Raw genomic sequence first — 24,278 nt, forward strand, 5'->3', positions numbered from 1 at the left:
CGGCTGGATGAATGGAAAGTTCTACTCCAACGGCCTGGACCTGGACTGGCTGCTTGCCAACCTCAGCGAGCACCCCGGCTACGTCATCTCCGTCCAGGAGCTCTTTGCCCGGATGCTGTCCCTGCCGGTGATCACCGTCGCAGCTCTGCAAGGACATGCCTTCGCGGCCGGAGCGATGTTCTCCCTCGCCCATGACTTCCGCGTCATGCGCGCAGATCGGGGGTACTGGTGTCTGCCCGAAGCGGACATCGACATCCCCTTCACCCCTGCCATGTCCGCACTCATCCAGGCACGGCTAACCCCTCGTACCGCACACCAGGCCATGCTCACCGCACACCGCTACTCCGGAGTCGACGCAGTGGCCGCCGACATCGTCGACCGGGCGGTCGCCGAAAACGAGGTACGCACGGCCGCCATCGAACTCGCCCAGTCGCAGGCCGACAAGGCGGGCGGCACCCTTGGCACCATGAAGTCCCGCATGTACGCCCCGGCCCTGACCACACTGCGCGACACCACCCTTCCTCTCAGCTGACACACTGTGGTGCTGTGGTTCACGCTGCACCGAATCCGATCTGTACTGTCGGCTCGGCGTTGTCACCTCTGATCTGCTGTACACCGGCGCGGGCGGCGTCCGTGCCGCGCTGGTCCGGCAGGCGGGCTCCGGCACCGAAGACGGCCGGGAAGCAGGTGGTGCCCAGCACGGCCGGCAGTCGCCGGTCGCCGGTCGCCGGTCGCCGCCTGCGGCCTGCCGCCTGCAGCACCTGGGCCTTGTTCTCCAGGTCGGTGACGTCGACGAGTTCCAGCCCCGGGCCCGGTTTTGCACCCTCGCTCAGACGGCACCCCGGCGCACGAGGACCGTTTCGCGGAATGCGGCCACCACGGGACGGAGATCGACCTGGTGCCAGGCCGCCCACAGCTGAACAGACCCTCCGTACCAGGGCAGTTCGCGTACCGCGACGCCGTCGGTCGTGCCGCGCATCATGCTCTTCTGGATGAGCGCGAGACCGAGACCGGAGGCGACCAGGCCCAGTGCGGTGAGTGGATCGGCTGCGTCAAGACGGATGTCCGGAGTGAAGCCGGAGGCTACGCACGACGCAACGAACGCGTCGCGCCAGGCCGGGTCCTGGGAGTCGCCCACCGCGATCCACGGCTGCCCGTCCAGGGCGTTGGGGGTCAGCTCTTCCTGCCCCGCGAGGGAATGCTCCGAGGGCAGCGCGAGCAGCAATGGGTCCTTCAGCAAAGGGGCCGCGTTCAGGTCCGGGTCGTCCTCGGGCGGCGGCGTGCGTACCAGCGCGATGTCCAGGCTGCGCTGGCGCAGCCCCTCGAACTGCTCGGCCGACTCCTGGTCGTACAGCGCAACGTGGATGCCCGGGCGTTGATCGCGCAGTGTGCGCAGGGCAGTGGGCAGGATGCCCGTGTGCATGGCGTCGGTCACGTAGCCGATGCACAGGCCGCCCTCCTCGCCCCGGCCGAGTCGCCGTCCGAGATTCTCCAGCCGGTCCGCGTGGCGCAGCAGGGCATGCGCCTCGGTCAGGAAGACACGGCCGTCGGAGGTCAGCCGGATGCGCTGCTGGCTGCGTTCGAAAAGGGTCAGGCCCAGGTTCTTCTCGAGCTGGGCAATCTGCCGGCTGAGGGGCGACTGGGAGATGTGCAGCCGCTCAGCGGCACGGCCGACGTGTTCGGCCTCGGCGACGGCAACGAAGTAGCGGAGTTGACGCAGGTCAAGCATGTAGGACCTCGAAGGACTCAAGTGTGTCCGAGCAAGTCTTGGACAGTCTCATCTATGGATCCTAACCTCGAACACGCAAGGCCGACGGATCACACATTCGCTGATGAATCCGCAGCAATCGGTATCACCCTCGCTATCGCAAGGATCCCCCCCATGAGCATCAAGTCCCTCCTGCCCGGCGCCCTCGGCTTCGGTACCGCACCGCTCGGCAACATGTTCCGCGCCATCCCCGACGAGGAGGCTGCGGCCACCGTCGAGGCCGCCTGGGGCCAGGGCATCCGGTACTTCGACACCGCGCCCTTCTACGGCGCCGGCCTTTCCGAGATCCGGCTCGGCGACGTACTGGCGCAGCGCCCCCGGGACGAGTTCATCCTCAGCACGAAGGTCGGCCGCGTCATCTTCGACGAGATCGAGGACCCGGCCGTACGCGACCTCGGCGAGAAGGGCGGCCTCTTCGAACACGGTCGCCCGAACAAGATGGTCAACGACTACACCGCCGACGCCACCCTCCGCTCCATCGAGGACAGCCTCAAGCGCCTGCGGACAGACCACCTCGACATCGTGTGGGTGCATGACGTCGCCCAGGACTTCTACGGAGACGAGTGGCTGGCCGCCTATGAGAGCGCCCGCACCGGCGCGTTCCGCGTCCTGCAGACGCTGCGCGAGGAGGGCGTCATCAAGGCCTGGGGCCTGGGCGTCAACCGTGTGGAACCCCTGGAGCTCACCCTCGACCTGGACGAGCCGAAGCCCGACGCCTTCCTGCTCGCGGGCCGCTACACCCTCCTCGACCATGACCGGGCCCTGCAGCGCCTGCTGCCGGCTGCTGCCGCCCAGGACGTCGACGTCGTGGTCGGCGGTCCCTACAGCTCGGGCATCCTCGCCGGAGGAACGCACTTCGAGTACCAGAAGGCGCCCGCGCACATCATCGACAAGGTGCAGCGGATCAAGGCGCTCGCCGAGCGGCACGGGGTCGGCATCAAGTCCGCCGCGCTGCAGTTCTCCCTCGCCCACCCTGCGACGGCGGCCGTGATCCCCGGCGCCACCAAGCCCAGTCGCATCTCCGAGGACATCGCCGCTCTCGGCGAGACGATCCCGGCCGGGTTCTGGACGGATCTGCGCGAGGAGCGGCTGATAGCGCAGGACGCTCCCGTACCCGCCGCCTGACCCCCCGCCCCCTGCCCCGTGACCCCGCACGCATCCAGGAGAATCCCGTGGCCACGACCACCGCATCCCTCGACATCCCCGCCTCGCCCGAACGCGTCTGGCAGCTCATCGGCGGCTTCGACTCACTGCCTGAATGGCTCCCCTACATCCCCAGCAGCGAACTCCTTGATGGCGGACGCGTCCGCAGTCTCAGGAACGAGGACGGCGGCATGATCGTCGAGCGCCTCGAAGCCTTCGACAACAAGGCCCGCACCTACAGCTACTCCATCCTCCAGGCCCCCTTCCCCGTCACTGACTACCTCTCGACCCTCACGGTGCACGGGACGCCCGGGCAGGACACGGCCCGCGTGGAGTGGTCCGGCGTCTTCACACCGGACGGCGCCAGCGACGACGAAGCCATCGCCCTGTTCCACAGCATCTACACGGACGGCCTCGCCGCTCTGAACCGAACCCTCACCGCGCTCGACCGACACATATAGGACTGTTCCGGCATCGGCCTCCAGCGCCGTGACCGCACTCTCCTCGCACGACATCCGCGCACCCGGATCGCGGGCCCCCAGCGGAGCATCAGACAAGGAAACGCTGAGGTCACGTCCACTCAGGGCAGGCATCACGAGCACTACAGAAGCCATTCGTGATGGCCGTAACGGTCACATGGGGCAAAGTATGACAACTTGGGTAGGGTCTGCCGCTCACCATCAGGAAGTTGGCCAGCACATGGCTGATGGCGCTCGCACCCCCGCTCCCCGCCCGGATCTCGCCCTGGCCCACGACTGCGAGAGATGCCTGGGATGGGGCACCGTCGTCACGCCCGACGGGCGTCACCAGCTGTGCCTGACGTGCCAGAACCCCACCCGGCCGCCGCCCTCTGCGAAGGCCGCAACGAAGTGACCGGCACGACCGGAAGACTGACGGTCGGGGTGGTGATGCCTGGCTGTCGGCGGACACGGCCCGCATGGTCGGCACGGTCGGGCCGGACCAGCCACCGAAGTCGGGCACGTCCACCGTGGGTGCACTGCCCGATGCGTGCCAGGCGGCTTGGCGTTCGGCTGGGACTGGCATCGGGCACCACGGCATGTCCCTTGGCCGATCTCGCGGCGCACCGTGATTTCAGCGGCAACCGCCGGGTGATCCGTGTGCCACATCGGGCCCCAGCGCGCACGGGGTCTGAGAATCCAGCCTCAGGGTTCCCAGCGACGCCCGGCGTTGTCGCGGGCTGGTGGGAACAGACGGCGTACCGTTGGGCAAACGGGTGGCTCTGGCCGATCACGGGTCATAGTGCGAATGTGAAGCTGCGGTCGGCTGGGCGTGCGAGTCCGGGCGCCGCACCCTGGAAGCGGTGAAGATCTCCGTAGGAGATGAGCAGCCATGGCGCGACGCAGGGCCACCAACCGGGTGCCGGGGTCTTCCGAGCGCATCTTCGACGAGGCACTCAGTGCACAGGTCATCGTCGACGAGGACGGCATGGTGACAGCGTGGAACGCGGGGGCCGAGAAGTTGCTCGGGTACTCGCCCACGCAGATGGTGGGGCAACCCGCGGCTGGTCTACTGACCGATGAGATCGACGAGGAGGGGCTGCGGTCCCTCACGCAGCTGCCGAGATGGAACGGGCGGATCGCTCTCCGGCACCGCGACGGTCACCGCTTGGAGGTCAGGGTCCTGGCACACAAACGGGTGCCGAACGGCGGGCGACCCGGAGAATGGTTCCTGGTCTCCGCACTGACAGGGCTGCGGCCCGAGCCCGACGACGACGCTCTCGCGAGTCTGCACCACGAGCACGCTTCGGGCTGCCTTGTCGGGTTGTACGACACCGGGCTACGCCTGCGCAGGGCCAACGAGGCCTGGCAGCGTGACGTGTCTCTTCCCCCGGACGCGACGCGCGGGCTGCGGCTTCGCGAGTACATAGACCATCCGGAGATGGACAGGGTGGAGCGGTCCATGCTGCGGGCGCTGGAGACCGGCGAGCCGCAGTTCCTGGAGGTCTACGCAAGGGCCTCCGGGGAGAGCCGGGAACACGCTTGGTCGGTCTTCGTCACCCCGCTGAAGGGCGAGGACGGACGTGTTCAGGGCATAGGTCTGGCCGGTCATGACATAACCGAGAAGTACTGGGCGCACAAGCGGCTCATGCAGCTCGCGGAGGCCAGTACACAGATCGGCAGCACCCTGGACGTGACGCGAACGGCTCAGGAACTGGCGGACCTGGCCGTCCCGGAATTCGCCGACTTCGTCAGCGTCGACCTGCTCCCCTCCCTGGACGGCGCACAGGAGCCGTCCCCGGGCACACCGCGCGGTCCGGTCTCATTGCGGCGCGTCGCCCACCGGTCCGTGGAGCCGGGAACCTTCGAGGCGGTCGTCGTTCCAGGCCAGGTGGAGAGCTATCCGGACGGTTCCCCGCCGGTCGAGAGCCTCAGGTCGGGACGTGCGCTGCTGCACCACGCGACCGACCCCGCGATCACCGAATGGACGGCCCGCGATCGGGCCCGGTCCGTCACGGTCCGCGACTTCGGCGTGCACTCGGTGATGACCGTGCCTCTGACCGCCCGCGGTACCACCTTGGGCGTCGTGGTCTTCATCCGCCACCGGCATCCGGAGGTGTTCCGTGAGGACGACCTGGTGCTGGCCGAGGAGCTGGCCGCCAGAGCGGCGGTATGCATCGACAACGCGCGGCGCTACACCCGCGAACGCGCCACCGCGGTCACCCTGCAGCGCAGCCTGCTGCCACAAGCGCTGCCGGCGCAGGCCGCGGTGGAGGTCGCGTCCCGCTACCTGCCGGCCGGCGGCCGGGCCGGGGTGGGCGGGGACTGGTTCGACGTCATCCCGCTGTCCGGCGCCAGGGTCGCGCTCGTCGTCGGTGATGTCGTCGGCCACGGCATCCATGCCTCCGCCACCATGGGCCGGCTGCGCACCGCTGTACTCACCCTTGCCGACATCGACCTGCCCCCCGACGAACTGCTCACCCACCTCGACGACCTCGTCGCCCGTCTGTCCGCCGAGGGGAGGGACGCCGTGCGGCCGGGCCCCGGGGCGGAGACTGCAGGAGATGTCGGCGCGACGTGCCTGTATGCCGTGTACGACCCGGTGTCCCGGCACTGCACGATCGCCCTCGCCGGACACCCGGCTCCTGCCCTGGTCACTCCCGACGGGGCCGTGAAACTGCTCGATCTCCCCATCGGCCCCCCGCTCGGACTGGGCGGGCTCCCCTTCGAGGCGACCGACATCGAACTGCCTGAGGGCAGCCTCCTCGCCCTCTACACCGACGGGCTGATCGAATCCCGCGAGCGGGACATCGACGTCAGCCTGTCCCTGCTGTGCCAGGCCCTCGCCCAACCGTCAGCCGCCCTGGACAATCTGTGCGACGCGGTTCTGGCCGCCCTGCTACCCGGCCGTCCCTCCGACGACATCGCCCTGCTCATCGCCCGTACCAAAGCGCTGGACGCCGACGGGGTCGCCACCTGGGAAATACTCGCGGACCCGGCCGCCGTCGCCCAGGCCCGAAAGGACGCCAGTGTCCAACTGGCGGCCTGGGGACTGGAGGATGCCGAATTCGTCACCGAACTGGTCGTCAGCGAACTCGTCACCAACGCCATCCGATACGGAGAACCCCCCATTCATCTGCGCCTGATCCACGACCGAAATCTCATCTGCGAAGTCTCCGACGCCAGCGGCACCGCCCCCCACATGCGCCGTGCCCGCACCTTCGACGAAGGAGGCCGCGGCCTGCTCCTCGTCGCCCAGCTCACAGCCGCCTGGGGCACCCGGCAGACTACCGAGGGCAAAACCATCTGGGCGGAACAGATCCTCCCGGCGAACCCGTTGGCCGACTTCGACTTCACCATGTTCGACACCGAATGACGCTGCCTCTGAGCGTGCGCGTGCGACAGGGTCACCGGCACGCTCCACAACCCTGCGCGCCCACTCGCCGGCCGCGTGGCTCTCGGTCACTCCGGAGTCGTGATGGACCATGGTGTGCTCTCGCTCGCTTCCTCAGCCCCCGCCGGACCTTTCTGCTGCACGGTGGTCGGGCTGTCTGCGAAGACGAACAGGCGCAGCACCAGGAAACGTCCGATTCCGGCGAGTCCGGAAGCGCTGAGGTAGACGGCCTGCTCACTCAGCGTCCCGGCCGACGGCCGTATCAGGTGCAGGACGAACATCGCCGCGCAGGTGATCGCATAGGCGGCCGTGGCCGACCCGGCGGACTGCCAGTGCCGGCGCCATCCGGGACGCAGCCCGGGCTTGAAGGTGAAGCGTGCGTGGAGTTCCGTGCAGAGGACGGTGGACGCTGCGGTGACCAGCGCGTTCGCCAACGCCCAGGGCAGCTGCGCGGCCAGCAGGGTCACGGCCGGGCCGGAAGCGAAGCCCACACCGCCGCCGCACAGGACGAACCGGGCGAAGGAGACGAGCGGGCCGGGAACGGCCTCGGTCCGGCGCGCGTCGTCCCTGCCGGTCTTCGTTCGGTCTGTGCACTGCGCCCCGTACGCCGTATCGGGCTTCGAGGCGAGCAGCGAATTCATGGCGATTTTCCTTCCGGACCGGGGGCCTGCGGACCTCGGTCTCCGGGACGGGCACGGAGCAGATTGCCAACAAGCGTTGGCCACCACTTGTTGACAGGATGCCTACCCCTCGCTGGAAAGTCAACGCGAGTTGGCCTACGTTTGTTGGCATGATGCAGAAAACCGAGAAACCCGCAGCTCCCCGACGCTCCGACCACACCCGGGCCGCCATCCTGGAAGCCGCCCGCCGACGCTTCGCCGGCCACGGCTATGAGCGCACCACGATCCGCGCCGTCGCCGCCGACGCCGACATCGACCCCTCGATGGTCATGCGCTACTACGGAAACAAGGCCCGCCTCTTCGACGCCGCCCTCGACGTCGACCTACACCTTCCCGACCTCGCCGGCGTCCCCGCGGACGACCTTGCCCGGGCCTGGGTGCGCCACTTCCTCTCCCGCTGGGAGCACGACGGCGAGGACGACGCCCTGCTCCTGCTCCTGCGCTCCGCAGTCACCAACGACCATGCCAGGCAACGCATGCACGAGATCTTCGCCGCCCAGGTCGCCCCCGCCCTCACCGCGGCGCTCGGCCCCGAACAGGCTGCCGCCCGGGCCGGCCTGGTCTCCGCGCAGCTCCTCGGCCTCGCTCTCACCCGCCACCTGCTGCGTCTCCCGGCAGTCGCCCGCCTCACCTCCGACGAGATCGTCTCCGCCCTCGCCCCCGCCATCCTGGCCACTCTCGGACAGCGCTGAACACGCCATGCCGACCCCCGAGCGCAGTCGCCGCGAACAGGACGGCGCCCCGGCCACCGCCCGGCGACGTCGGCCACGCCGACGAGGTCCCCAAGCAGAATGCCTCTCCGCCGCAGATCAAGTGGTGTTTGCTGCCCGACTTCCACCGGCCGCCCAGCGACGCGACGTCAGCTCGCCCCTCCACAACGCGGCACAGCCGGCTGAAGCCACCGGCCGCGCACCGACCGGGCGGGCTCGGGCGGCGGTGCCGGCGCTCTGGTGGGCACCAGCCCCTTCACGAACAGTGCAACGACGCTGGCAGGCGTCTCGGCCGGCGCCGCCTACTCCTTCCTCGGCTTCGACGCCGTCACCACCCTCACGGAAGAGACCGTCGACCCCAAGCGCACGATGCCGCGCGCGATTCTTCTGATCGCCCTGATCGGTGGCGCCATTTTCGTCACGGTCGCCTATGCCGCTCAGCTCGACCACCCGGGAGCCCGCTTCGACGATGAAGGATCGGCCGCCTTCGAGATAGCCAAGAGCATCGGCGGTGACCTCTTCTCCTCGGTCTTCCTCGCCGGACTCGTCGTGGCCCAGTTCGCCTCCGGCATCGCCGCCCAGGCCAGCGCTTCCCGGCTGCTGTTCGCCATGGGCCGTGACGGCGCCCTGCCCCGCACCTTCTTCGCCCGCGTCCACCCCCGCTACCGCACTCCCGCCCTCAACATCCTGCTGACCGGCGCGATCGGGCTCATCGCCCTCCGGCTCGACGTGGCGACATCGACCTCGTTCATCAACTTCGGCGCCTTCGTCGCCTTCACCTTCGTCAACGTCGCCGTCATCGCCCCCTACCTCCGCATGCGACGGGACGGCGAGCGGCCCAATCCGCTGACCTACGCTGTCGCGCCCGCGATCGGCGCAGCCGTCGATCTCTACCTGCTGTACAACCTGGACGGCGCGGCCCTCACCCTCGGTGTCGTCTGGCTGGGCCTGGGCGTCGTCTACCTCGCCTACCTCACCCGGATGTTCCGCAATCCGCCGCCCGGCATGGCGTTCCACGAGGCGGAAGGCGGCCAGGAGGCCGCATCAGTGCCCCGGTGAAGTCGCGCGGCGGGGTGAGGAGGCCACGTCCGCTTCCGGTTCTTCCTGGGGCAGCCGCCGCATCAGCAGCCAGTAGCCCAGCCCCGCCGCCGTTCCCAGCCCCGCGCACACGCCCCACAGCCACGCCGCGCCGACGTGTTCCATCACGAGGCCGCCCAGCAGAGGGGCGACCAGGGCCGACGCCGACCACGACATGCTGCTCATCCCCTGGTAGCGGCCCCGGCCGTGCACCGGGGAGAGCCGCGCCGTCAAACCCGTCTGCGTAGGCGCGTTGACGATCTCGGCCAGGCTCCAGACACAGATGGTCAGGGCGTACACGGCGATCGAGTCCGCGAAGGCCGTCAGCCCGAATCCGTACCCGGCGACCAGCGACGAGAGGATCAACAGCCCTCGTGCGTCGCCGTGTTGGATGAAACGGGTCACCGGCATCTGCAACACGACGATCAGGACGCCGTTGACCGCGATGGCCAGCCCGTAGTCGGCGCTGGTGAAGCCGTCCGCGCCCATGGCCACCGGCAGCGCGACATAGCCCTGCATGAAGATCAGTGAGGTGACGAAGGACAGCCCGACGCCGCTCATGAAACGGCCGTCGCGCAGCACTGTCGCCATGCCGATGTTCGGGGCCGCCGGGGTCTCCGCCGTCGCCTTCACCTGCTCGGGGCGGGATTCCGGCAGCTTCAGGAAGACCAGCACCGCACATGCGAGGGTCATGAAGGCCTCGCCCAGGAAGCCGGCCAGATAGCTGTACTCGGCGACGAAGCCCGCGGCGGTCGAGGAGATCGCGAAGCCGAGGTTGATCGCCCAGTAGTTGAGGGAGAAGGCTCGGACCTGGTCCTCCGGACGCACGATGTCCGCGATCATCGCCTGGACGGCCGGGCGTGACGCGCTGGATGTCATCCCGACGAGGAAGGCCACCCCCGCGATGGCCAGGGGATCCTCCATGAAGCCCAGGAGCGCCACCGAGGCCGCGGCCGAGGACTGCGCCAGCAGCATCGTGGGCCGACGTCCCAGTCGGTCGGTCATCACCCCGGCGACGGGCGAGGAGACGACCCCGCCGAGGCCGTGGAGCGCGACGACCAGGCCGGCGTACGAGGCCGAGTAGCCGCCCTCCCCCATCGTGAGATAGAGGGCCATGAACGTGGCGACGAACGAGCCGAGCCGGTTGACGAGGGTGCTCGTCCACAGCCACCAGAACTCTCGGGGCATCCCCGAGACGGCCCCCCTGACGGTACGTCTCAGACCCGACACGGTCGGACCGGTAACGGACACGTGACGCCCCTCCAAGGAAACGACTCGGGCGTCTACCACGGCCCGAGGTACTCAGCTTGAAGAGCGAAGGGCGGGGAAGGCGTGAGTATTCACCACTCGTGTGCGGCCCGCATCCGTACCTCCCCTGAGGCGATGCCGGGTGGACCCGCTGAGGCGATGCCGGATGGATCCGCGCAGGGCAGCCCTCCATCTCTCGATCACCGGCCTTCTGCGCGGTTCGGTAGCATTGGCGAACCGGTCGCCCCTTGAGGGAGCACTTCCATGCAGGGCTGGGCAGACAGATGGCCGCTCGTGGGGCGGCAGCCGCTCCTGGATTCCTTCGCCCGGGACCTGGCCGACGGACACACCCACGGTTGGATGATCTGCGGGCCGGCCGGAGTGGGGAAGACCCGTCTCGCCGAGGAGTTCCTGGGACTGGCCATCGCCGTGAGCGGACAGCGCACCGCGAGGGCCCTGGCCAGCAAGGCCGCCGCGCAGATACCCCTCAGCGCGATCTCCCACCTGCTGCCCCCGGGCATCGACCTGACCGACCCGGTCAGCGGCTTCCGCGCTGTCGCCCAGACCCTGGCCGGACCGCCGGGCAAGCCCACCGTGGTGTTCGTCGACGACATGCACATGCTGGACGGGTCCTCAGCCGTCCTGCTCGGCCAGCTCCTGGACTCCCAGGCCATCGCCCTGGTCGGCACCGCCCGCACCGGCGAACCGGTCGGCGACGCCGTCGAGGCCCTGCTGCAACGCGGGGACCGCGTCCGCCGTATCGACCTGTCGTCCATGGACCGCACCCAGGTCGAAGCACTCGTCCAGCGCGTCCTCGGCGGCCTCGTCGGCAGCCGCACCCTGCACGCGCTGTTCACGGCAAGCGGTGGAAACGTCCTGTTCCTGAGAGAGCTCGTCCTGGGAGCCGTCGAATCCGGCAGCCTCAGCCTCAACGGCGACGTCTGGGAGATTCCCGACCAGTGGCTCGCCGTCACCCCGCACCTCAACGACCTGATCACCGCCAAAATCGCGTCGGCGCCGCCCGCGGCACTCCCCCTCCTGCAATCCCTCGCCCTCTGCGGCACCCTCTCCGTGACCGATGCCGTGTCCCTCATCGACCGCGCCCACCTGTCCGAAGTCGAACGCTCGGGCATCATCCGGGTAACCGCACACGGGCGCAGGATCACCGTCGCGCTGTCCCACCCCCTGTACAGCGAGGTCATCGCCGCCGGGATCTCGCCCCTCCAGCGCTACGACCTGGGCCTGAACCTGGCCGAACGGCTCGAGACCCACGGACTCAAACGCCGTGACGACGCCTTGCACATCGCCTCCTGGCGGCTGGCGGCCATCGGCACCGCCGACCCCGCCCTCCTCGCCCGCGCCGCCACCATCGCGATGAACGCCAACGACAACGAACAGGTCATCGAGCTGCTCACGGCGATCAAACCGGACCAGCACACCCTGGAGACCCGGGTCCTGCTGGGCCGCGTGCTGACGTACACCGGCCAGCTGGAACGCGCCGAAACCATCCTCGCCGAGGCCGACGCCCACGCCCGCGACGACCAGGAAAAGATCACCGCGGTGACGATCCGCAGCATGAACCTGTTCTGGTCCAGCCCGCAACTCGACCAAGCGCTCTCCGTCTGCGCCGACGCCCGCGCGGTGCTGCGAAGCCGGACGGCGAAGCAACAGCTGCGTTTCATGGAAGGCGCCATGCGGGCCGCCTCCGGGCAGCCCGAGGCCGGGCTGCGGCTTCTCGACAACCTCCCAGGAGCCCCACCTCAGGACAGCCCCGACATCTGGCTGCTGGCAGTGACCGCGAAAGCCCTGGGCCTGGCCACTGTCGGCCGGGTGGCACAGGCCAGGGCCCTGGCCGAGCACGGGCACACCATGCACCAGGCGATCGGCGAAGGAACGCTGCTCCCCCATCCCGCGATCCAGCTGGCGCCCCTCGCGCTGGCGCTCTCGGAGACCGGTCTGATCAGTGAGGCTCGCGAGGCCTGCCTGAGCGCCTTCGACAAGCTTCAGGCCTCGCCCTCCCCCCTCGCGCGCCAGTGGCTCGCCTACTACAGCGCACGAACGGAGTGGCTGGCCGGGCGTCCGTCCAGTGCCCGCCGCTGGTACGCGGAAGCCGCCGCCCTCGCCCGCACGCACCGACACACCAGGACCACCAGGCACTTCGTATCGGGGCTGATCGCCTGCGCGGCACTGACCGGCGACACTGAGACGGCAGCGTCCCTGCTCCCGGATCTCGAACAGTACGCACCGACCGACTTCATGGCCGGCGAGGAGACTCTCGGCACCGCCTGGCTGCACGCGGCCCGAGGCAACCTCAGCCGCGCCCGCGACGTCCTGCGCGCCGCGGCCGCCCACGCTCGTCGCACCGGCCACACCCTGTCCGAGGTCCTCCTGCTCACCGACATCGCACGCCTCGGTGACGCCCCGAGCGTCCAGCACCGGCTCACCGCACTCGCCTCCGACTGCGACGGGGCGATCACCCATACCCGGGCACGCTTCGCGACCGCCCTGGCAGACAACGACCCCGGCCGCCTCATGGACTGTTCGCACAACTTCGAGCAGATGGGATCGCCCATCCTCGCCGCCGAGGCGGCAGCCGCATCAGCCGGCGCCTGGACACACCATGGCGACCCGCGCAAAGCCACTGCCGGCGCCACTCGCGCCACGGCCCTCGCAGCCCAGTGCGAAGGTGCCCGAACCCCACTGCTGTCCACGCTCGGCACCCCCTCCGGCCGACTGACCAAACGCGAACAAGAGATCGCCCTGATGGCCGCCGCGGGAAACTCCAGCAAAGCGATTTCCCAGCGCCTCACGCTTTCTGTCCGCACCGTCGACAACCATCTCCAGCACATCTTTCTCAAACTCGGCGTGCGCAACCGAGCCGACCTCGCCCAAGCCCTCGCATACCAAGCGGCCCGTCGGCCGGAATGATCCGGAATGTGACCGCGGCCGTTCCGCGCGTCATCACCTGGCAATGGCGGGTGGCGGGCGGCGGCGCACGGAGTGGCTGCTGCGGGTATCTCTACCGGTAGTTGAGCTCGGCGAGTTCGGTGGCGAGCTTCTTGGGCATGGCGGTGTGGCCGAGCAGGGGAAGGACGATGTTGCGGGTACCGCGCGCGAAGGCGTTGCGGGTGGTGGCGATGCGGGTCATCCGGTCGGTGAAGGCGACCACCCGCTGGGCGACGGGGCGGCGCCGGGCCTCGTAGCCGTCGAGCTGCCCGGTGGCGAACGCCCGGCCCAGGGCGTAGCCGTCCTGGATACCAGTGTTCATCCCCTGGCCGCCGGCGGGGCTGTGCACGTGCGCGGCGTCTCCGGCCAGCAGCACACGGCCGGCCCGGTAGTGGTCGGCGACGCGGTGGTGCACCCGGAAGCGCGAGGACCATGCAAGGCTCGTGACCTTGGCCTGGCCGGGGGCGCGCTCGTCCAGCAACTGCTGGACGAAGGCGAGGTCGGGGGTTTCCGGAGCGGCGTTCACGGTGGCGACGACCCGGTAGTGGCCACCGGGGAGCGGGGCGACGACGGTGAGACCGGCGGTGCCGAAGGTGAGCGACACCTCGCTGGGGCCCGGGGCCCAGTCCATCACGACATCGGCGAGCACGAAGGACTCGGCGTAGGCGTTGCCGGTGAAGCCGATGCCCGACGCCTCGCGCACGGTGCTGTGCATGCCGTCGGTGCCGACGGCGTACCCGGCGCGCAGTGTCTGCCCGGTGCTCGTGGTGAGCGTGACGCCATCCTCGTCCTCGACGACCGAAGTGACTTCGTACGGGCGGTGCACATCGCCGCCGAGCGCCCGCAGCCGGGCCAGCAGCACCCCCTCGGTCTCGTACTGGGGAACCATCAACGTGTACGGGTGGACCGTGGGCAGCTTGTCGAACGCCACGGTCAGCAGCTTGCGGGAGCCGTCCCGGACGGCGAACCGGGTGACCTTGATGCCGCGCGCGATCAGCTCCTCGGAGGCTCCCAGCTCGTCCAGGACCTCCAGGGTGCGGGCGTGCACGACAGCAGCGCGCGAGGTGTTCGCGCCCTCCGCCAGCTTGTCCAGGACGACGAAGTCGATGCCGGCGGCAGCGAGCGTGACGGCGAGCGCGAGGCCGGCCGGGCCGGCACCGACGATGGCGACCTCGGTGCGGGCGGGGAGTGCGGTGGTGTTCATGGCGGAGTCTTCCGTTCGCGTCCAGAAGGGAAGCCAACAACCGTTGGCCTACGTCTGTTGACAGAGTGCCTGGATCCGCGCTGGAAAGTCAACCGTCGTTGGCCTACAATTGTTGGCATGATGCCGGGCACTGAGACCACCAGCACAGACAAGCGTTCCGACCGGACCAGAGCCGCGATCCTGCGCGCCGCGCGTGAGCGATTCGCCGCCGCGGGCTACGAACGCACCACCATCCGCGCGGTGGCCGCCGACGCCGACATCGACCCGTCGATGGTCATGCGCTACTTCGGCAACAAGGCCCAGCTCTTCGACGCGGCGCTGGCCATCGACCTGCGCCTGCCGGACCTCACAGCCGTCGCGCCGGACGAACTGGCACGAGCGCTGGTACGGCACTTCCTGGAACGCTGGGAGGGCGACCCGGCCGACGACGCGCTGCTGGTCCTGTTGCGCTCGGCGGTCACCAACGAACATGCCGCGACCCGGATGCACGAGATCTTCGCGACGCAGATCGCCCCGGCGCTGGTCGCGGCCCTGGGCCCCGAACTCGCCGCACGACGGGCGGGCCTGGTCTCCTCCCAGCTCCTCGGCCTCGGGCTGACCCGCTACCTGCTGCGCCTTCCTGCGGTGACCGCCCTCACCCGGGACGAGATCGAGGACGGCCTGGCCCCGGCCATCGAGGCCACCCTCAAGTCGAACCAGACGCCCTGAGCCCGCCCCCGGCGCCCGGCTCCCGGCGCCCAGCGCCCAGCGCCCAGCGCCCAGCGGGCATTTGTAGGCATCGTTTACTCATGTGAGGGGCTCGGAGCCGGAAGGACGATGAGTACCTGAGAGGACCCGCGCCTGAGGTGCGGCGCAGCTCTCTGACCTGAGTGGTCAAGGAGGCAGGCCGACCCTGTTCCTCTCGTCCCCCTCAATGAACAGGGAGCCCTCGTGGCCTCGTTTCTCTACAGACTAGGGCGGCTGTCCTTCCGTCGCCGCAGGCTTGTGGCCCTCATGTGGGTGGCCCTACTGGCGCTCGCCGGCTTCGGCGCGGCGTCCGCGCCGGCTGCCACCTCGTCGTCCTTCTCCGTCCCGGGCACGGAGGCCCAGAAGGCCTTCGACCTGCTGGACGAACGTTTCCCCGGTGGCAGTGCCGACGGCTCCACCGCCCGCGTCGTCTTCAAGGCGCCCGCCGGCGAGAAGATGACGGACGCCGGCCCCAGGGACGACGTCACCGACGCGGTCGCCGCGCTGAAGTCCGGCTCCGGCCAGGTCGCCTCCGTCACCGACCCGTACACGGCGCAGGCGGTGTCGAAGGACGGCTCGACGGCGTACGTGTCCGTCACCTATCGGGTCGGCTCCATGGAGCTGACCGACGACACCCTCGACGCCCTGAAGGAGACCGGTGCGCAGGCCCGGGACGACGGGCTCACCGTCGAGATCGGCGGCGACGCGCTCCAGGCCACGCCGGAGACGGGCGCCGGGGAGATCATCGGTGTGGTGATCGCCGGGGTGGTCCTGGTCGTCACCTTCGGGTCGCTGATCGCCGCGGGTCTGCCGCTGCTCACCGCGCTCGTCGGCGTGGGCATCGGCATCTCCACGATCACGGCGCTGGCCGCAGCCCTCGACCTGGGCACGACCACCTCGACGCTCGCCATGATGATCGGCCTCGCGGTCGGCATCGACTACGCGCTGTTCATCGTCTCCCGCTACCGCGCGGAACTGACCGAGGGACGCGAGAAGGAGGAGGCCGCCGGACGGGCCGCCGGCACCGCGGGCTCGGCCGTGGTCTTCGCCGGCCTGACCGTGGTCATCGCCCTCGTGGGCCTGGCCGTCGTCAACATCCCCCTGCTCACCAAGATGGGCCTCGCCGCGGCCGGTACCGTCGTCATCGCGGTCCTCATCGCGCTCACCCTGATTCCGGCCCTGCTGGGCTTCGCCGGGGACCGGGTCCTCGGCCGCAAGGTCCGCCGGGGCAAGGCCGTCTCCGGCAAGCCGAACGTGGGTGCCCGCTGGGCGGGTCTGGTGCTCCGTCACCCGGTCGCCGTCCTGCTCGTCGGCGTCGTCGGCCTCGGCGCGATCGCCGTGCCGGCCGCCTCGCTGGAGGTCGGCCTGCCCGACGACGGCTCGCAGCCCGTCAGCACCACCCAGCGCAAGGCGTACGACCTGCTCTCCGACGGCTTCGGCCCCGGCTTCAACGGCCCGCTGACGGTCGTCGTCGACGGCGACCGGGCCGAGGCCGACCGGGCGATCGAGCTCATCCGGAATCTCGACGGCGCGGCCGCGGTCGCCCCGCCGACCCTCAACAAGGCCGGCGACACGGCCATGATCACGGTCATCCCGAAGGGCCGGCCGTCCTCGCTTGCCACCGAGGACCTGGTCCACGAGATCCGGGACAGAAGCGGCGACCACGTCTATGTCACCGGTGCGACCGCGTTGAACACCGACTTCTCGCAGAAGATGAGCGACGCGCTGCTGCCCTACCTCGCGCTGGTCGTCGGCCTCGCGTTCCTGTTGCTGATGGTGGTGTTCCGCTCGGTGCTCGTGCCGCTCAAGGCGGCGCTCGGCTTCCTGCTCTCGGTCGTCGCCGCGCTCGGCGCCGTCGTGGCCGTCTTCCAGTGGGGCTGGCTCGGCTCGCTGTTCGGCGTCGAGCAGACCGGCCCGGTCATGTCGATGATGCCGATCTTCATGATCGGCGTGGTCTTCGGCCTCGCCATGGACTACGAGGTCTTCCTGGTCACGCGGATGCGCGAGGCGTTCGTCCACGGCCAACAGCCCGGGGAGGCGATTGTCACCGGCTTCCGGCACAGTGCCCGCGTGGTGATCGCGGCGGCCGTCATCATGATCGCGGTCTTCGCGGGCTTCATCGGATCCAGCGAGCAGATGATCAAGATGATCGGTTTCGGACTCGCGATCGCGGTGTTCTTCGACGCCTTCGTGGTCCGCATGGCGATCGTTCCGGCCGTACTGGCCCTGCTCGGCCGACGGGCCTGGTGGCTGCCGCGCCGGCTGGAGCGGAGTCTGCCCAACGTCGACGTCGAGGGCGAGCGGCTCAACAAGGAGACGTCCCGGAGCGCGGGTGGTCCGGACGAGGACCGCGAACTGATCTCCGTCTGAACCCGGGACGGCCCGGGGATCTCGGGGCCTTGTGCCGCGCGGTCGGTGCCGCCACCGATCGGAAAAGGGGCCATGCCGTCACTGCAGGCGGCACGGCCCTCCCCCCCCCGCTCTCGACCGGTTCTCGAAGTGCAGGGCGCACCGCACGAGCCGAGCGGCTCAGTTCGTTGCCTCCAGCGCTTTCTTGAGCTCTGCGCGAGTAGAGACGCCCAGCTTGCTGTAAACGCTGTACAGGTGGTTCTCCACGGTCCGCCGGGAAATCGAGAGCGCCTCCGCCACAGCTTGCGCCGATGCGCCGGAGCTGGTCAGGACAGCGATTTCTCGCTCACGGGCCGTCAGTGTCGCAGCCGGTTCGAGGGCCATGGTCAAGCCGGGAGTCCGGGCGCCCTCACACCGGACAGCGAGCCGGGCGGTCCGGTTGGCGCCGGCTGTGGACTTGCGGGCCTCGCCCGCGCGCTTCCACGCCGCGGCAGCCGCCGCGGACGCCTCCGCCGCGAGCAGGTCTGCCCCCATCTCCTCGAACGAGACGGACGCGGCTTCCAAGGCAGCCGGGTCGTTCGCGGCCAGCGCTCCGGCATAGCCGGCCCGAGCACGCGTGAAAGCCGAGTCGCAGACGTCTGCGAGTTCCCCTAGTCTGCTCACCGCCTGCCGCGCGTCACCCAGTCGGGCGACATCGGTGAGGAGCGCGGCTTCCGAACTCAGAACCCCGGCTGCGCGGGCCGTGGCCGCGGCTGCCTCGAGTACCTCGCGCGCGGCTGCGAGCTTCCCTTCGGCGACGAAGAGCCAGGCCGTGGCGAGGTCGTCTTCTCCCACGAACAGGCCGACATGGGGGTACCGCGCTGCTTCGTCGATGGCCTTGCGCGCGCTGACGGTGTCGTTCACCTGCGCAGCGGCCGCCGCGAGGCCGCACAGAGCGGGTCGCATCGCCAGCGTCTGACCATGCGACCTGGCCAGGGCGACCGACTCCGCGTACCAGTGCCTGGCCGAACGCGGATGTCCCGAAAGCCATTCGGCGCGTGCCATCTGCAGTGCCGTCCACACATGGGGCACCTGGGCTCGCGCGGCCATGAGCTCCCCCAGGGCGAGGTCGCCCACGGCCCGGGCCTCCGGCAGTCGGCCGGCCTCGGCGAGCGCGAAGATCAGGCCGTTGCGCTGGGCGGAAGGGTGCAGGTAGAGCGCCTGATCGTGGTACTTGAGGTTGACCTTGTACGCGTTCTCGGCAGTGCTGATGGCCTCGGCCGTACGGCCGGTCATGGTCAGTCCCGGGGACTGGTACATGAGGCTCAGCAGCAGCACGTTGATCTCTGCGGGATCCTCGACGTCGTAGTCGATCTCGCCTAGGGCGTCCAGGCCGGCCTGCGGATCACCGCAGGCGATGCGGATGGTGGCCTCGGCAGAGCGAATCCGGAACAGCGCCGATGAACTGCGGGCGTGCCGCCCGGCCTCGGCGATCACGTTCAATGCCTCGGTCTTGCCGCCCTGGACCCAGAACAGGTTCTGCACCCGGGCAAAGGCGACGTCGAGGATCTCGTCCTCGCCGACGGCCAGCCCCTGAGCCTGGACGAGCACGTCCTCGACCTCTTCTGTCCTGCCGGCCTGAGCAAGGCAGTGCCCCAGAAGGAGGAGTCGGGCAGCGGTTCTCTCCGGCCGCGGTACGGCCTCCAGAAGCTGTACGGCTCGGGTGTAGCTGTGCGCGTCCCGGGCGAGCCTGGCGGCCGAGACGAGGTGATCCGTCTCCGCCGATCCGGTCGCCTCGACACGCCAGGCGACCGACCGGAAGAAGTCGTCACGACGCCGTAGACCATGAGCTTCCAGTGAGGCGACCTGATTGAGGTACACGCGTCTCCGCTTGAAGGGAGGCATGTTCCTCTGGAGAACCTCGCCATAGATGGGGTGCGCCAGGTCGATGCGTGTACGACGCCCGTCGAGGGCAATGTTCACCAGGCCCTCGGACTCGAGTTCCATCAGGGCGTCTTCCTGCTTTTCCCGGGGGACGACGCCATCGAGTGAGACCTCACCGCACACGGAGATCACCTCAAGAAGAGCGCGCCCCTCGGCCGAGATGGCCGAGAGCCTGGACTCGACCAGATCGACGAGTTGCGGTGTGGTCGTGGCGGATTCCGCCGCCGGTTCCAGCTCCCAGACCTCGCCGTCGTTCTTCATGAACCCAGACTCGAGTGCGGCAAAGACAAGTTCGCGGAGAAACAGCGGGTTCCCTGCGCTCTTCAAGTACAACTCGTACGAGGTCCGCCGGCTCACGGCTCCCTCAAGAGTGGACTCGAGCAGGCGATGGATCGAGTCCTGGTTGAGATTCTTGAGGTTTATTTGCCGGAAACCGTACCCCCTGGTCAGGGAATCAGCGTCCGGATTTTCACGCTCTCCGTCACGCATGGTCGATATCAGAAATATCTTCCCCGCATCGGAAAGCCGTTGAACGATGATGAGAGAGGACTGGTCCAGCAGGGGAATGTCCTCCACGAGAAGCAGAGTCCCTTCTCTCATCTTCTCGTCGAGACCGGATGCGACTCCGGTGAAAACCGCGGCAATATCGGTAGCGGCCACTCCGACTGGAATGAGGTGCGCGATAGCACCGAAGGGGACAGTCGACGCTCCCCTCGTGGCAGTTACGCGGAGTGTTTTCCATCCGTCCTCTGCGCCCACTTTGAGGAATTCGTCAGCCAGTCTCGACTTTCCGACGCCTTGCGGTCCGAAGATCGCGAAACCTCTGCACTCCGGGTCGGCCAACGCAGCTCGGTAGAGGCGAAGTTCGGAGTCGCGCCCTGCCAGCGGACGCTGTCCGACACCAATCTTCTTCATCCGCGCCCCTTCCTTGCCGGCGGCCCACAGAGCCGTCCCATGCAGGGCAGGTAATCACTTACTCAGTGTGAACTCGGGCGTACCCAGCATACGCGCCGTCCAGTGCGACCCTCAAGCAGTGGGTCACCCCGTCGATGCGCTCCGGCTAATGGCAACAACCCACGAACGGGACCGGGGGTTCTTTCAGCAGCAATTCGAGGAGGTCGGCATCGATATTTCCACCGCTGACTATCGCAACGTGCGCGGCACCGGCCGGAAGGTCGCGCTCGTGATAGAGATATGCCGCCGTCGTGACGGCCCCGGAAGGCTCGGCGATCATGCCGGCCTGCCGTGCCAGGACAGCTACGCTTGAACAGATCTCCTCCTCGGTGACGGTGATGATGTCGTCGACGAGTACTTGCATGTGCTCAAAGGGGTGCACGCCCACGGTACTCATCTGCATCCCGTCGGCCAGGGTTCTGCTGACGCGCTGAGTCGGCCAGGTCACCCGCCTGCCGGTGCGCAGGCTTTCCCTGGCGTCGGCCGCCAACTCCGGCTCTACGCCCACCACTCGCACTCCGGGCCTGGTGAGTTTCAGCGCCGCCGCGACACCGGAGATCAGGCCGCCTCCGCTGACCGGCACCAGCACCGTGTCGACGTCCAGCCCCCGGGCAACCGCCTCCTCGGCGATTTCGAGGCCGACCGTCCCCTGGCCGGCGATGATGTCGAGGTCGTCGAATGGCGGGATGATGACATAGCCGTGCTTTTCGGCCAGCTCCTCGGTGACCTTGGCGCACTCTTCGAGAGGGGCGAACTTCACCTCGGCCCCGTATTCGAGAACGCCGTCGACTTTGGCCTTGGCCGCAGTGGCCGGCATGACGATGGTGACCTTCACGCCTTCTTGGCGCGCCACGTGAGCGAGGGCCTTGCCATGGTTTCCGCTTGACCGCGCGATGACCCCTCGTGCCTTCTGGGCCTCGGACAGCCGCGACAAGCGGTTGTAAGCGCCGCGGATCTTGAACGAACCTGTGATCTGCAGGTTCTCGGGCTTCAGAAGCAGGGAACGGTGGGCGCACGACGCCCAGGACGCCTTGAGCAACGATGTATGGGACACCGCATGCGCCAGGCGCTGGCCGGCCGCATAGATGTCATTGAACGTCACGAGAGTCATTGGCCGGCCTCAATTCGACGGTCGCTCATGATGCCCGCTGTGGCCCGGAATCGTCGGCTCCGGATTCCGCGTGCTGCCGGGTGAGCCGAAACTGGGCCATACGCAGGTTGGGGGCGGGTTCGGTGGTGCCCACGCGGGAAAAGCCATGGCGCTCGTAGAGGGCGATGGCGGGAGAGTTGTCGGCGCCTGTGCTCACCAGCACATGCCCGCTGGGGGCAGGGGTGGCCAAGAGGTGCTCCAGCAGTCGTGACGCCACACCGTGCCGGAACCATGCGGGATCGACGCACACGCGCGCGATGTCGATGCCGCCGTCCGCGGCCAGGTGCTGCCAGGCGACGAAGGCGACGATCTGTCCGCCGTCCGTCTTCGCCCCGAGCCAGCGCAAAGGCTGTGCCTGCATCTCCTCCAGACTCTCGCGCAGGGCCGGTATGCCGTCGAAACCGATCAGTTCGGCCTCGACGGCATACGCGCGGCGGCCGATCCGGTGCACTGCCGCCGCCGTCGCCTCGTCCGCCAGGTCCAACTCGCTCACCACAAGGTCGGGACGGCTGCGCGCACCGCGCTCGGGGAGCCCGGGGGACGGCGTCCCCATCGCGGTGACGTGGTCCTGCGCCCACACTGTCAGGGCGGCCAGGGGGATGAGAGAAGCCGCACCATGGGAAGAGAGCGTGTAGTGGGTGCACGGTGACGCGCCCGGCTGGGCAGTGCCGGTCACAAGGCCGGCCATGGTCAGCTCCCGGAGGCGGCGGGAGAGCATGCGGTCGCTGATGCCGGGCACGCGCTCGCGCACCTGCGCGAAGTCAGCCGGGCCTTTGGCCACGGCCGCGATGATCAGGCCGTTCCAGCGTCTGCCCAGCAGGGCGAAGGCCGAGGCGAGGGCCACAAGGGGCTCGGGCAGTTGCTGCGGAGACGGGGAGTGGTGCACCCGCTGGGGGTGCCTCGGAGTGGTCATGGTGGGTCCTTATCTCGCTACCGGGCGAGGCCCCGCGGTGCGAGGCCCCGCCCGGTAGCGCGTGTGACATGGCGTCAGTCGGCTACCGACTACCTGCTACCTGCTACCTGCTACCGCACCGACTTCGCCAATCGGTGGCCCGTGTCGCTGTCCGGCGTCTCTCCGACAACCGTGCTGGTCTTGCCTGCCCGGCGAAGCAGGAAGGTGACAACGACGGCAGCCAGCAGTGTGGCTCCGGCGCCGCTGATGAGGGCGAGGTGCATTCCGGAGGCGAAGGCGTCACGAGCCTCTTCGATCAGTGACGAGTTGCCCGTGGCGAGGCCCACATGGTTGGCCGCCGCGAGGGACGAGCGGGCTGCCTCCGCGACGGGGGCCGGGAGTCCTGTGAGGTCGAGCTCGTCGCGGTATCCGGCGTTCAGGACGCTGCCGAGGACGGCGATGCCGAGGGCGCCGCCGAGATCGCGGGACAGGTCGTTCACGGCGGAACCCACGTTCTGCAGGCGAGGAGGCAGTGCGTCGGTGATGGCCGCGGTGGCCGGGGTCATGGCCAGCCCCATGCCCGCGCCGAGCGGCACGAGCCCGCCCACCATCAGCCAGTACGAACTGTCGGCGTCGAGTTGGGCGAGCACGATCAGGCCGGTGGCGACCAGGAGGAGACCCACGGTCCAGGGGCCGCGCGCACCGCGCCGGGCGACCAGTCGCGGGCTCAGGCGGGCGCTGGGAATCATCGCCGCGGACATCGGCAGCACGCTGACGGCAGCGATCAGAGCGCTGTCGCCGCGTACCAGTTGGAGGTACTGCATGACGACGAAGATGAATCCGAAGAACGCGAAGAACTGGAGCGTGATCGACAGCGATCCGGCCGCGAACGGCATGTGGCGGAACAGCCGCGGGTCCAGCAGGGGGTGCGGGTGCCTGAGTTCCCAGGCGACGAACCCGATCAGCACGGCGAGCCCGACACCGATGCCCACCAGGGTGCGGGCGCTGCCCCAGCCGTGCTCGGGCGCCTGGATGACCGAGTAGACCAGCGCACCCAGTCCCACCACCGTGAGTACTGCCCCGACCACGTCGATGCGCTGCTTGCCCGGCTGCGCGGACTCGGGCACGAAGAGGTAGGTGCCGATGAACGACGCTCCTGCCAGGACCACGTTCAGCCAGAACACCGACCGCCACGACCACACTTCGAGCACCGCGCCGGAGGCGAGCAGTCCCAGCACGGCGCTGGCTCCCGCGACCGCCGCCCAGACGCTGACGGCACGCGCCTGCTGAGCTCGAGGGAAGGTGCTGGTGATCGTCGACAGTGTGGCAGGCATGACGAACGCCGCTGCTATGCCCAGGACCGCGCGAAGGGTGATCAGGACGACCGGGTCGGTTGCGAAGGTCGCGCCCAGCGAGACTCCCGCAAACAGTCCGAGCCCGGCCAGGAGCGCCTTGCGACGGCCGAAGCGGTCGCCGAGGGTCGCCGCGAGCAGCAGGAAAGAGGCGAAGATCAGGCTGTAGGCGTCGATGATCCACGACAGCTCGGTCTGGTTGGCATGCGTCTCACGGGCGATGTCGGGCAACGCCACGTTCAGCGATGCCATCGCCGATACGACGGTCGCCAGTGCCAGGCAGGTCACGGCGAGAACCGCACCC

General features: G+C 69.0%; 18 protein-coding genes. 9 read left to right on the forward strand and 9 right to left on the reverse strand.

Annotation, left to right across the window (positions count from 1 at the left end; all coding sequences use genetic code 11):
* Positions 1 to 7: 7 nt before the first annotated feature.
* The gene (locus tag ACWD4O_RS35305) at positions 8 to 532 is read left to right on the forward strand and encodes an enoyl-CoA hydratase-related protein (RefSeq protein ID WP_451286426.1); all 525 of its coding nucleotides are present in this window, start codon (positions 8 to 10) and stop codon (positions 530 to 532) included.
* Between the two features lie 19 nt (positions 533 to 551).
* On the opposite strand, the gene ACWD4O_RS35310 is transcribed toward ACWD4O_RS35305, so the two are convergent.
* The gene (locus tag ACWD4O_RS35310; RefSeq protein WP_451286273.1) at positions 552 to 761 is read right to left on the reverse strand and encodes a hypothetical protein; all 210 of its coding nucleotides are present in this window, start codon (positions 759 to 761) and stop codon (positions 552 to 554) included.
* A 68-nt stretch (positions 762 to 829) separates the two neighbouring features.
* Positions 830 to 1,729: a LysR substrate-binding domain-containing protein gene (locus ACWD4O_RS35315; protein WP_451286275.1), complete on the reverse strand. Its 900-nt coding sequence runs from the start codon at positions 1,727 to 1,729 to the stop codon at positions 830 to 832.
* A gap of 153 nt (positions 1,730 to 1,882) precedes the next feature.
* Between ACWD4O_RS35315 and ACWD4O_RS35320 the strand changes: the two genes are divergently transcribed.
* The 3 genes from ACWD4O_RS35320 (at position 1,883) to ACWD4O_RS35330 (ending at position 6,745) form a co-directional block, all read left to right on the forward strand.
* Complete coding sequence (locus tag ACWD4O_RS35320; RefSeq protein ID WP_451286277.1) at positions 1,883 to 2,893, forward strand: aldo/keto reductase; 1,011 nt, start codon at positions 1,883 to 1,885, stop codon at positions 2,891 to 2,893.
* 47 nt (positions 2,894 to 2,940) lie between these two features.
* Complete coding sequence (locus ACWD4O_RS35325; protein ID WP_451286279.1) at positions 2,941 to 3,372, forward strand: SRPBCC family protein; 432 nt, start codon at positions 2,941 to 2,943, stop codon at positions 3,370 to 3,372.
* A gap of 889 nt (positions 3,373 to 4,261) precedes the next feature.
* Positions 4,262 to 6,745 carry a SpoIIE family protein phosphatase gene (locus tag ACWD4O_RS35330; RefSeq protein ID WP_451286281.1) on the forward strand — a complete coding sequence of 828 codons (2,484 nt, stop codon included), beginning with the start codon at positions 4,262 to 4,264 and terminating at the stop codon, positions 6,743 to 6,745.
* A gap of 86 nt (positions 6,746 to 6,831) precedes the next feature.
* Here ACWD4O_RS35330 and ACWD4O_RS35335 read toward each other — a convergent pair whose 3' ends face one another.
* Positions 6,832 to 7,404, reverse strand: a complete 573-nt coding sequence (locus ACWD4O_RS35335; RefSeq protein ID WP_451286282.1) for a GtrA family protein — start codon at positions 7,402 to 7,404, stop codon at positions 6,832 to 6,834.
* 152 nt (positions 7,405 to 7,556) lie between these two features.
* Here ACWD4O_RS35335 and ACWD4O_RS35340 point away from each other — a divergent pair, with 152 nt between their 5' ends.
* Both ACWD4O_RS35340 and ACWD4O_RS35345 read left to right on the forward strand, forming a co-directional pair.
* Positions 7,557 to 8,135 (forward strand): TetR/AcrR family transcriptional regulator, encoded by a 579-nt coding sequence (locus tag ACWD4O_RS35340; RefSeq protein WP_451286428.1) that lies wholly within the window; start codon positions 7,557 to 7,559, stop codon positions 8,133 to 8,135.
* A gap of 258 nt (positions 8,136 to 8,393) precedes the next feature.
* Positions 8,394 to 9,212 (forward strand): APC family permease, encoded by an 819-nt coding sequence (locus ACWD4O_RS35345; protein ID WP_451286284.1) that lies wholly within the window; start codon positions 8,394 to 8,396, stop codon positions 9,210 to 9,212.
* Here the strand turns inward: ACWD4O_RS35345 and ACWD4O_RS35350 are convergent.
* The gene (locus ACWD4O_RS35350; protein ID WP_451286286.1) at positions 9,198 to 10,418 is read right to left on the reverse strand and encodes an MDR family MFS transporter; all 1,221 of its coding nucleotides are present in this window, start codon (positions 10,416 to 10,418) and stop codon (positions 9,198 to 9,200) included. The two genes, ACWD4O_RS35345 and ACWD4O_RS35350, sit on opposite strands and share 15 nt — an antisense overlap.
* A 324-nt stretch (positions 10,419 to 10,742) precedes the next feature.
* Here ACWD4O_RS35350 and ACWD4O_RS35355 point away from each other — a divergent pair, with 324 nt between their 5' ends.
* On the forward strand, positions 10,743 to 13,406 hold the full coding sequence (locus tag ACWD4O_RS35355) for a LuxR C-terminal-related transcriptional regulator (protein WP_451286288.1): 2,664 nt from the start codon (positions 10,743 to 10,745) through the stop codon (positions 13,404 to 13,406).
* A 91-nt stretch (positions 13,407 to 13,497) separates the two neighbouring features.
* On the opposite strand, the gene ACWD4O_RS35360 is transcribed toward ACWD4O_RS35355, so the two are convergent.
* A complete protein-coding gene (locus tag ACWD4O_RS35360) occupies positions 13,498 to 14,628 on the reverse strand; it encodes an FAD-dependent oxidoreductase (RefSeq protein ID WP_451286290.1) in 1,131 nt (376 codons plus the stop codon).
* 117 nt (positions 14,629 to 14,745) lie between these two features.
* Here ACWD4O_RS35360 and ACWD4O_RS35365 point away from each other — a divergent pair, with 117 nt between their 5' ends.
* Entirely contained in the window at positions 14,746 to 15,336 is a 591-nt protein-coding gene (locus ACWD4O_RS35365) for a TetR/AcrR family transcriptional regulator (protein ID WP_451286291.1), read from the forward strand.
* 222 nt (positions 15,337 to 15,558) lie between these two features.
* Positions 15,559 to 17,724, forward strand: coding sequence for an MMPL family transporter (locus ACWD4O_RS35370; RefSeq protein ID WP_451286293.1), 2,166 nt, complete (start codon positions 15,559 to 15,561; stop codon positions 17,722 to 17,724).
* 159 nt (positions 17,725 to 17,883) lie between these two features.
* Here ACWD4O_RS35370 and ACWD4O_RS35375 read toward each other — a convergent pair whose 3' ends face one another.
* From ACWD4O_RS35375 to ACWD4O_RS35390, 4 genes are all read right to left on the reverse strand, one after another.
* Positions 17,884 to 20,541 (reverse strand): LuxR C-terminal-related transcriptional regulator, encoded by a 2,658-nt coding sequence (locus ACWD4O_RS35375; RefSeq protein ID WP_451286295.1) that lies wholly within the window; start codon positions 20,539 to 20,541, stop codon positions 17,884 to 17,886.
* 145 nt (positions 20,542 to 20,686) lie between these two features.
* The gene (locus ACWD4O_RS35380) at positions 20,687 to 21,691 is read right to left on the reverse strand and encodes a threonine ammonia-lyase (protein WP_451286297.1); all 1,005 of its coding nucleotides are present in this window, start codon (positions 21,689 to 21,691) and stop codon (positions 20,687 to 20,689) included.
* 25 nt (positions 21,692 to 21,716) lie between these two features.
* Positions 21,717 to 22,643: a GNAT family N-acetyltransferase gene (locus ACWD4O_RS35385; RefSeq protein ID WP_451286299.1), complete on the reverse strand. Its 927-nt coding sequence runs from the start codon at positions 22,641 to 22,643 to the stop codon at positions 21,717 to 21,719.
* A gap of 110 nt (positions 22,644 to 22,753) precedes the next feature.
* Positions 22,754 to 24,226, reverse strand: a complete 1,473-nt coding sequence (locus ACWD4O_RS35390) for an MFS transporter (protein WP_451286301.1) — start codon at positions 24,224 to 24,226, stop codon at positions 22,754 to 22,756.
* Between the last annotated feature and the right edge of the window lie 52 nt (positions 24,227 to 24,278).

The sequence above is a fragment of the Streptomyces sp. NPDC002623 genome (assembly GCF_053592635.1).

What these genes read in the sequence shown, in the direction of transcription:
- ACWD4O_RS35305 (WP_451286426.1), top strand. Translation starts at nt 8, where the DNA reads ATGAATGGAAAGTTCTACTCCAACGGCCTGGACCTGGACTGGCTGCTT.
- ACWD4O_RS35315 (WP_451286275.1), bottom strand. Translation starts at nt 1,729, where the DNA reads ATGCTTGACCTGCGTCAACTCCGCTACTTCGTTGCCGTCGCCGAGGCC.
- ACWD4O_RS35320 (WP_451286277.1), top strand. Translation starts at nt 1,883, where the DNA reads ATGAGCATCAAGTCCCTCCTGCCCGGCGCCCTCGGCTTCGGTACCGCA.
- ACWD4O_RS35330 (WP_451286281.1), top strand. Translation starts at nt 4,262, where the DNA reads ATGGCGCGACGCAGGGCCACCAACCGGGTGCCGGGGTCTTCCGAGCGC.
- ACWD4O_RS35335 (WP_451286282.1), bottom strand. Translation starts at nt 7,404, where the DNA reads ATGAATTCGCTGCTCGCCTCGAAGCCCGATACGGCGTACGGGGCGCAG.
- ACWD4O_RS35340 (WP_451286428.1), top strand. Translation starts at nt 7,557, where the DNA reads ATGCAGAAAACCGAGAAACCCGCAGCTCCCCGACGCTCCGACCACACC.
- ACWD4O_RS35350 (WP_451286286.1), bottom strand. Translation starts at nt 10,418, where the DNA reads ATGCCCCGAGAGTTCTGGTGGCTGTGGACGAGCACCCTCGTCAACCGG.
- ACWD4O_RS35355 (WP_451286288.1), top strand. Translation starts at nt 10,743, where the DNA reads ATGCAGGGCTGGGCAGACAGATGGCCGCTCGTGGGGCGGCAGCCGCTC.
- ACWD4O_RS35360 (WP_451286290.1), bottom strand. Translation starts at nt 14,628, where the DNA reads ATGAACACCACCGCACTCCCCGCCCGCACCGAGGTCGCCATCGTCGGT.
- ACWD4O_RS35365 (WP_451286291.1), top strand. Translation starts at nt 14,746, where the DNA reads ATGATGCCGGGCACTGAGACCACCAGCACAGACAAGCGTTCCGACCGG.
- ACWD4O_RS35375 (WP_451286295.1), bottom strand. Translation starts at nt 20,541, where the DNA reads ATGAAGAAGATTGGTGTCGGACAGCGTCCGCTGGCAGGGCGCGACTCC.
- ACWD4O_RS35380 (WP_451286297.1), bottom strand. Translation starts at nt 21,691, where the DNA reads ATGACTCTCGTGACGTTCAATGACATCTATGCGGCCGGCCAGCGCCTG.
- ACWD4O_RS35385 (WP_451286299.1), bottom strand. Translation starts at nt 22,643, where the DNA reads ATGACCACTCCGAGGCACCCCCAGCGGGTGCACCACTCCCCGTCTCCG.
- ACWD4O_RS35390 (WP_451286301.1), bottom strand. Translation starts at nt 24,226, where the DNA reads ATGGCATCGCTGAACGTGGCGTTGCCCGACATCGCCCGTGAGACGCAT.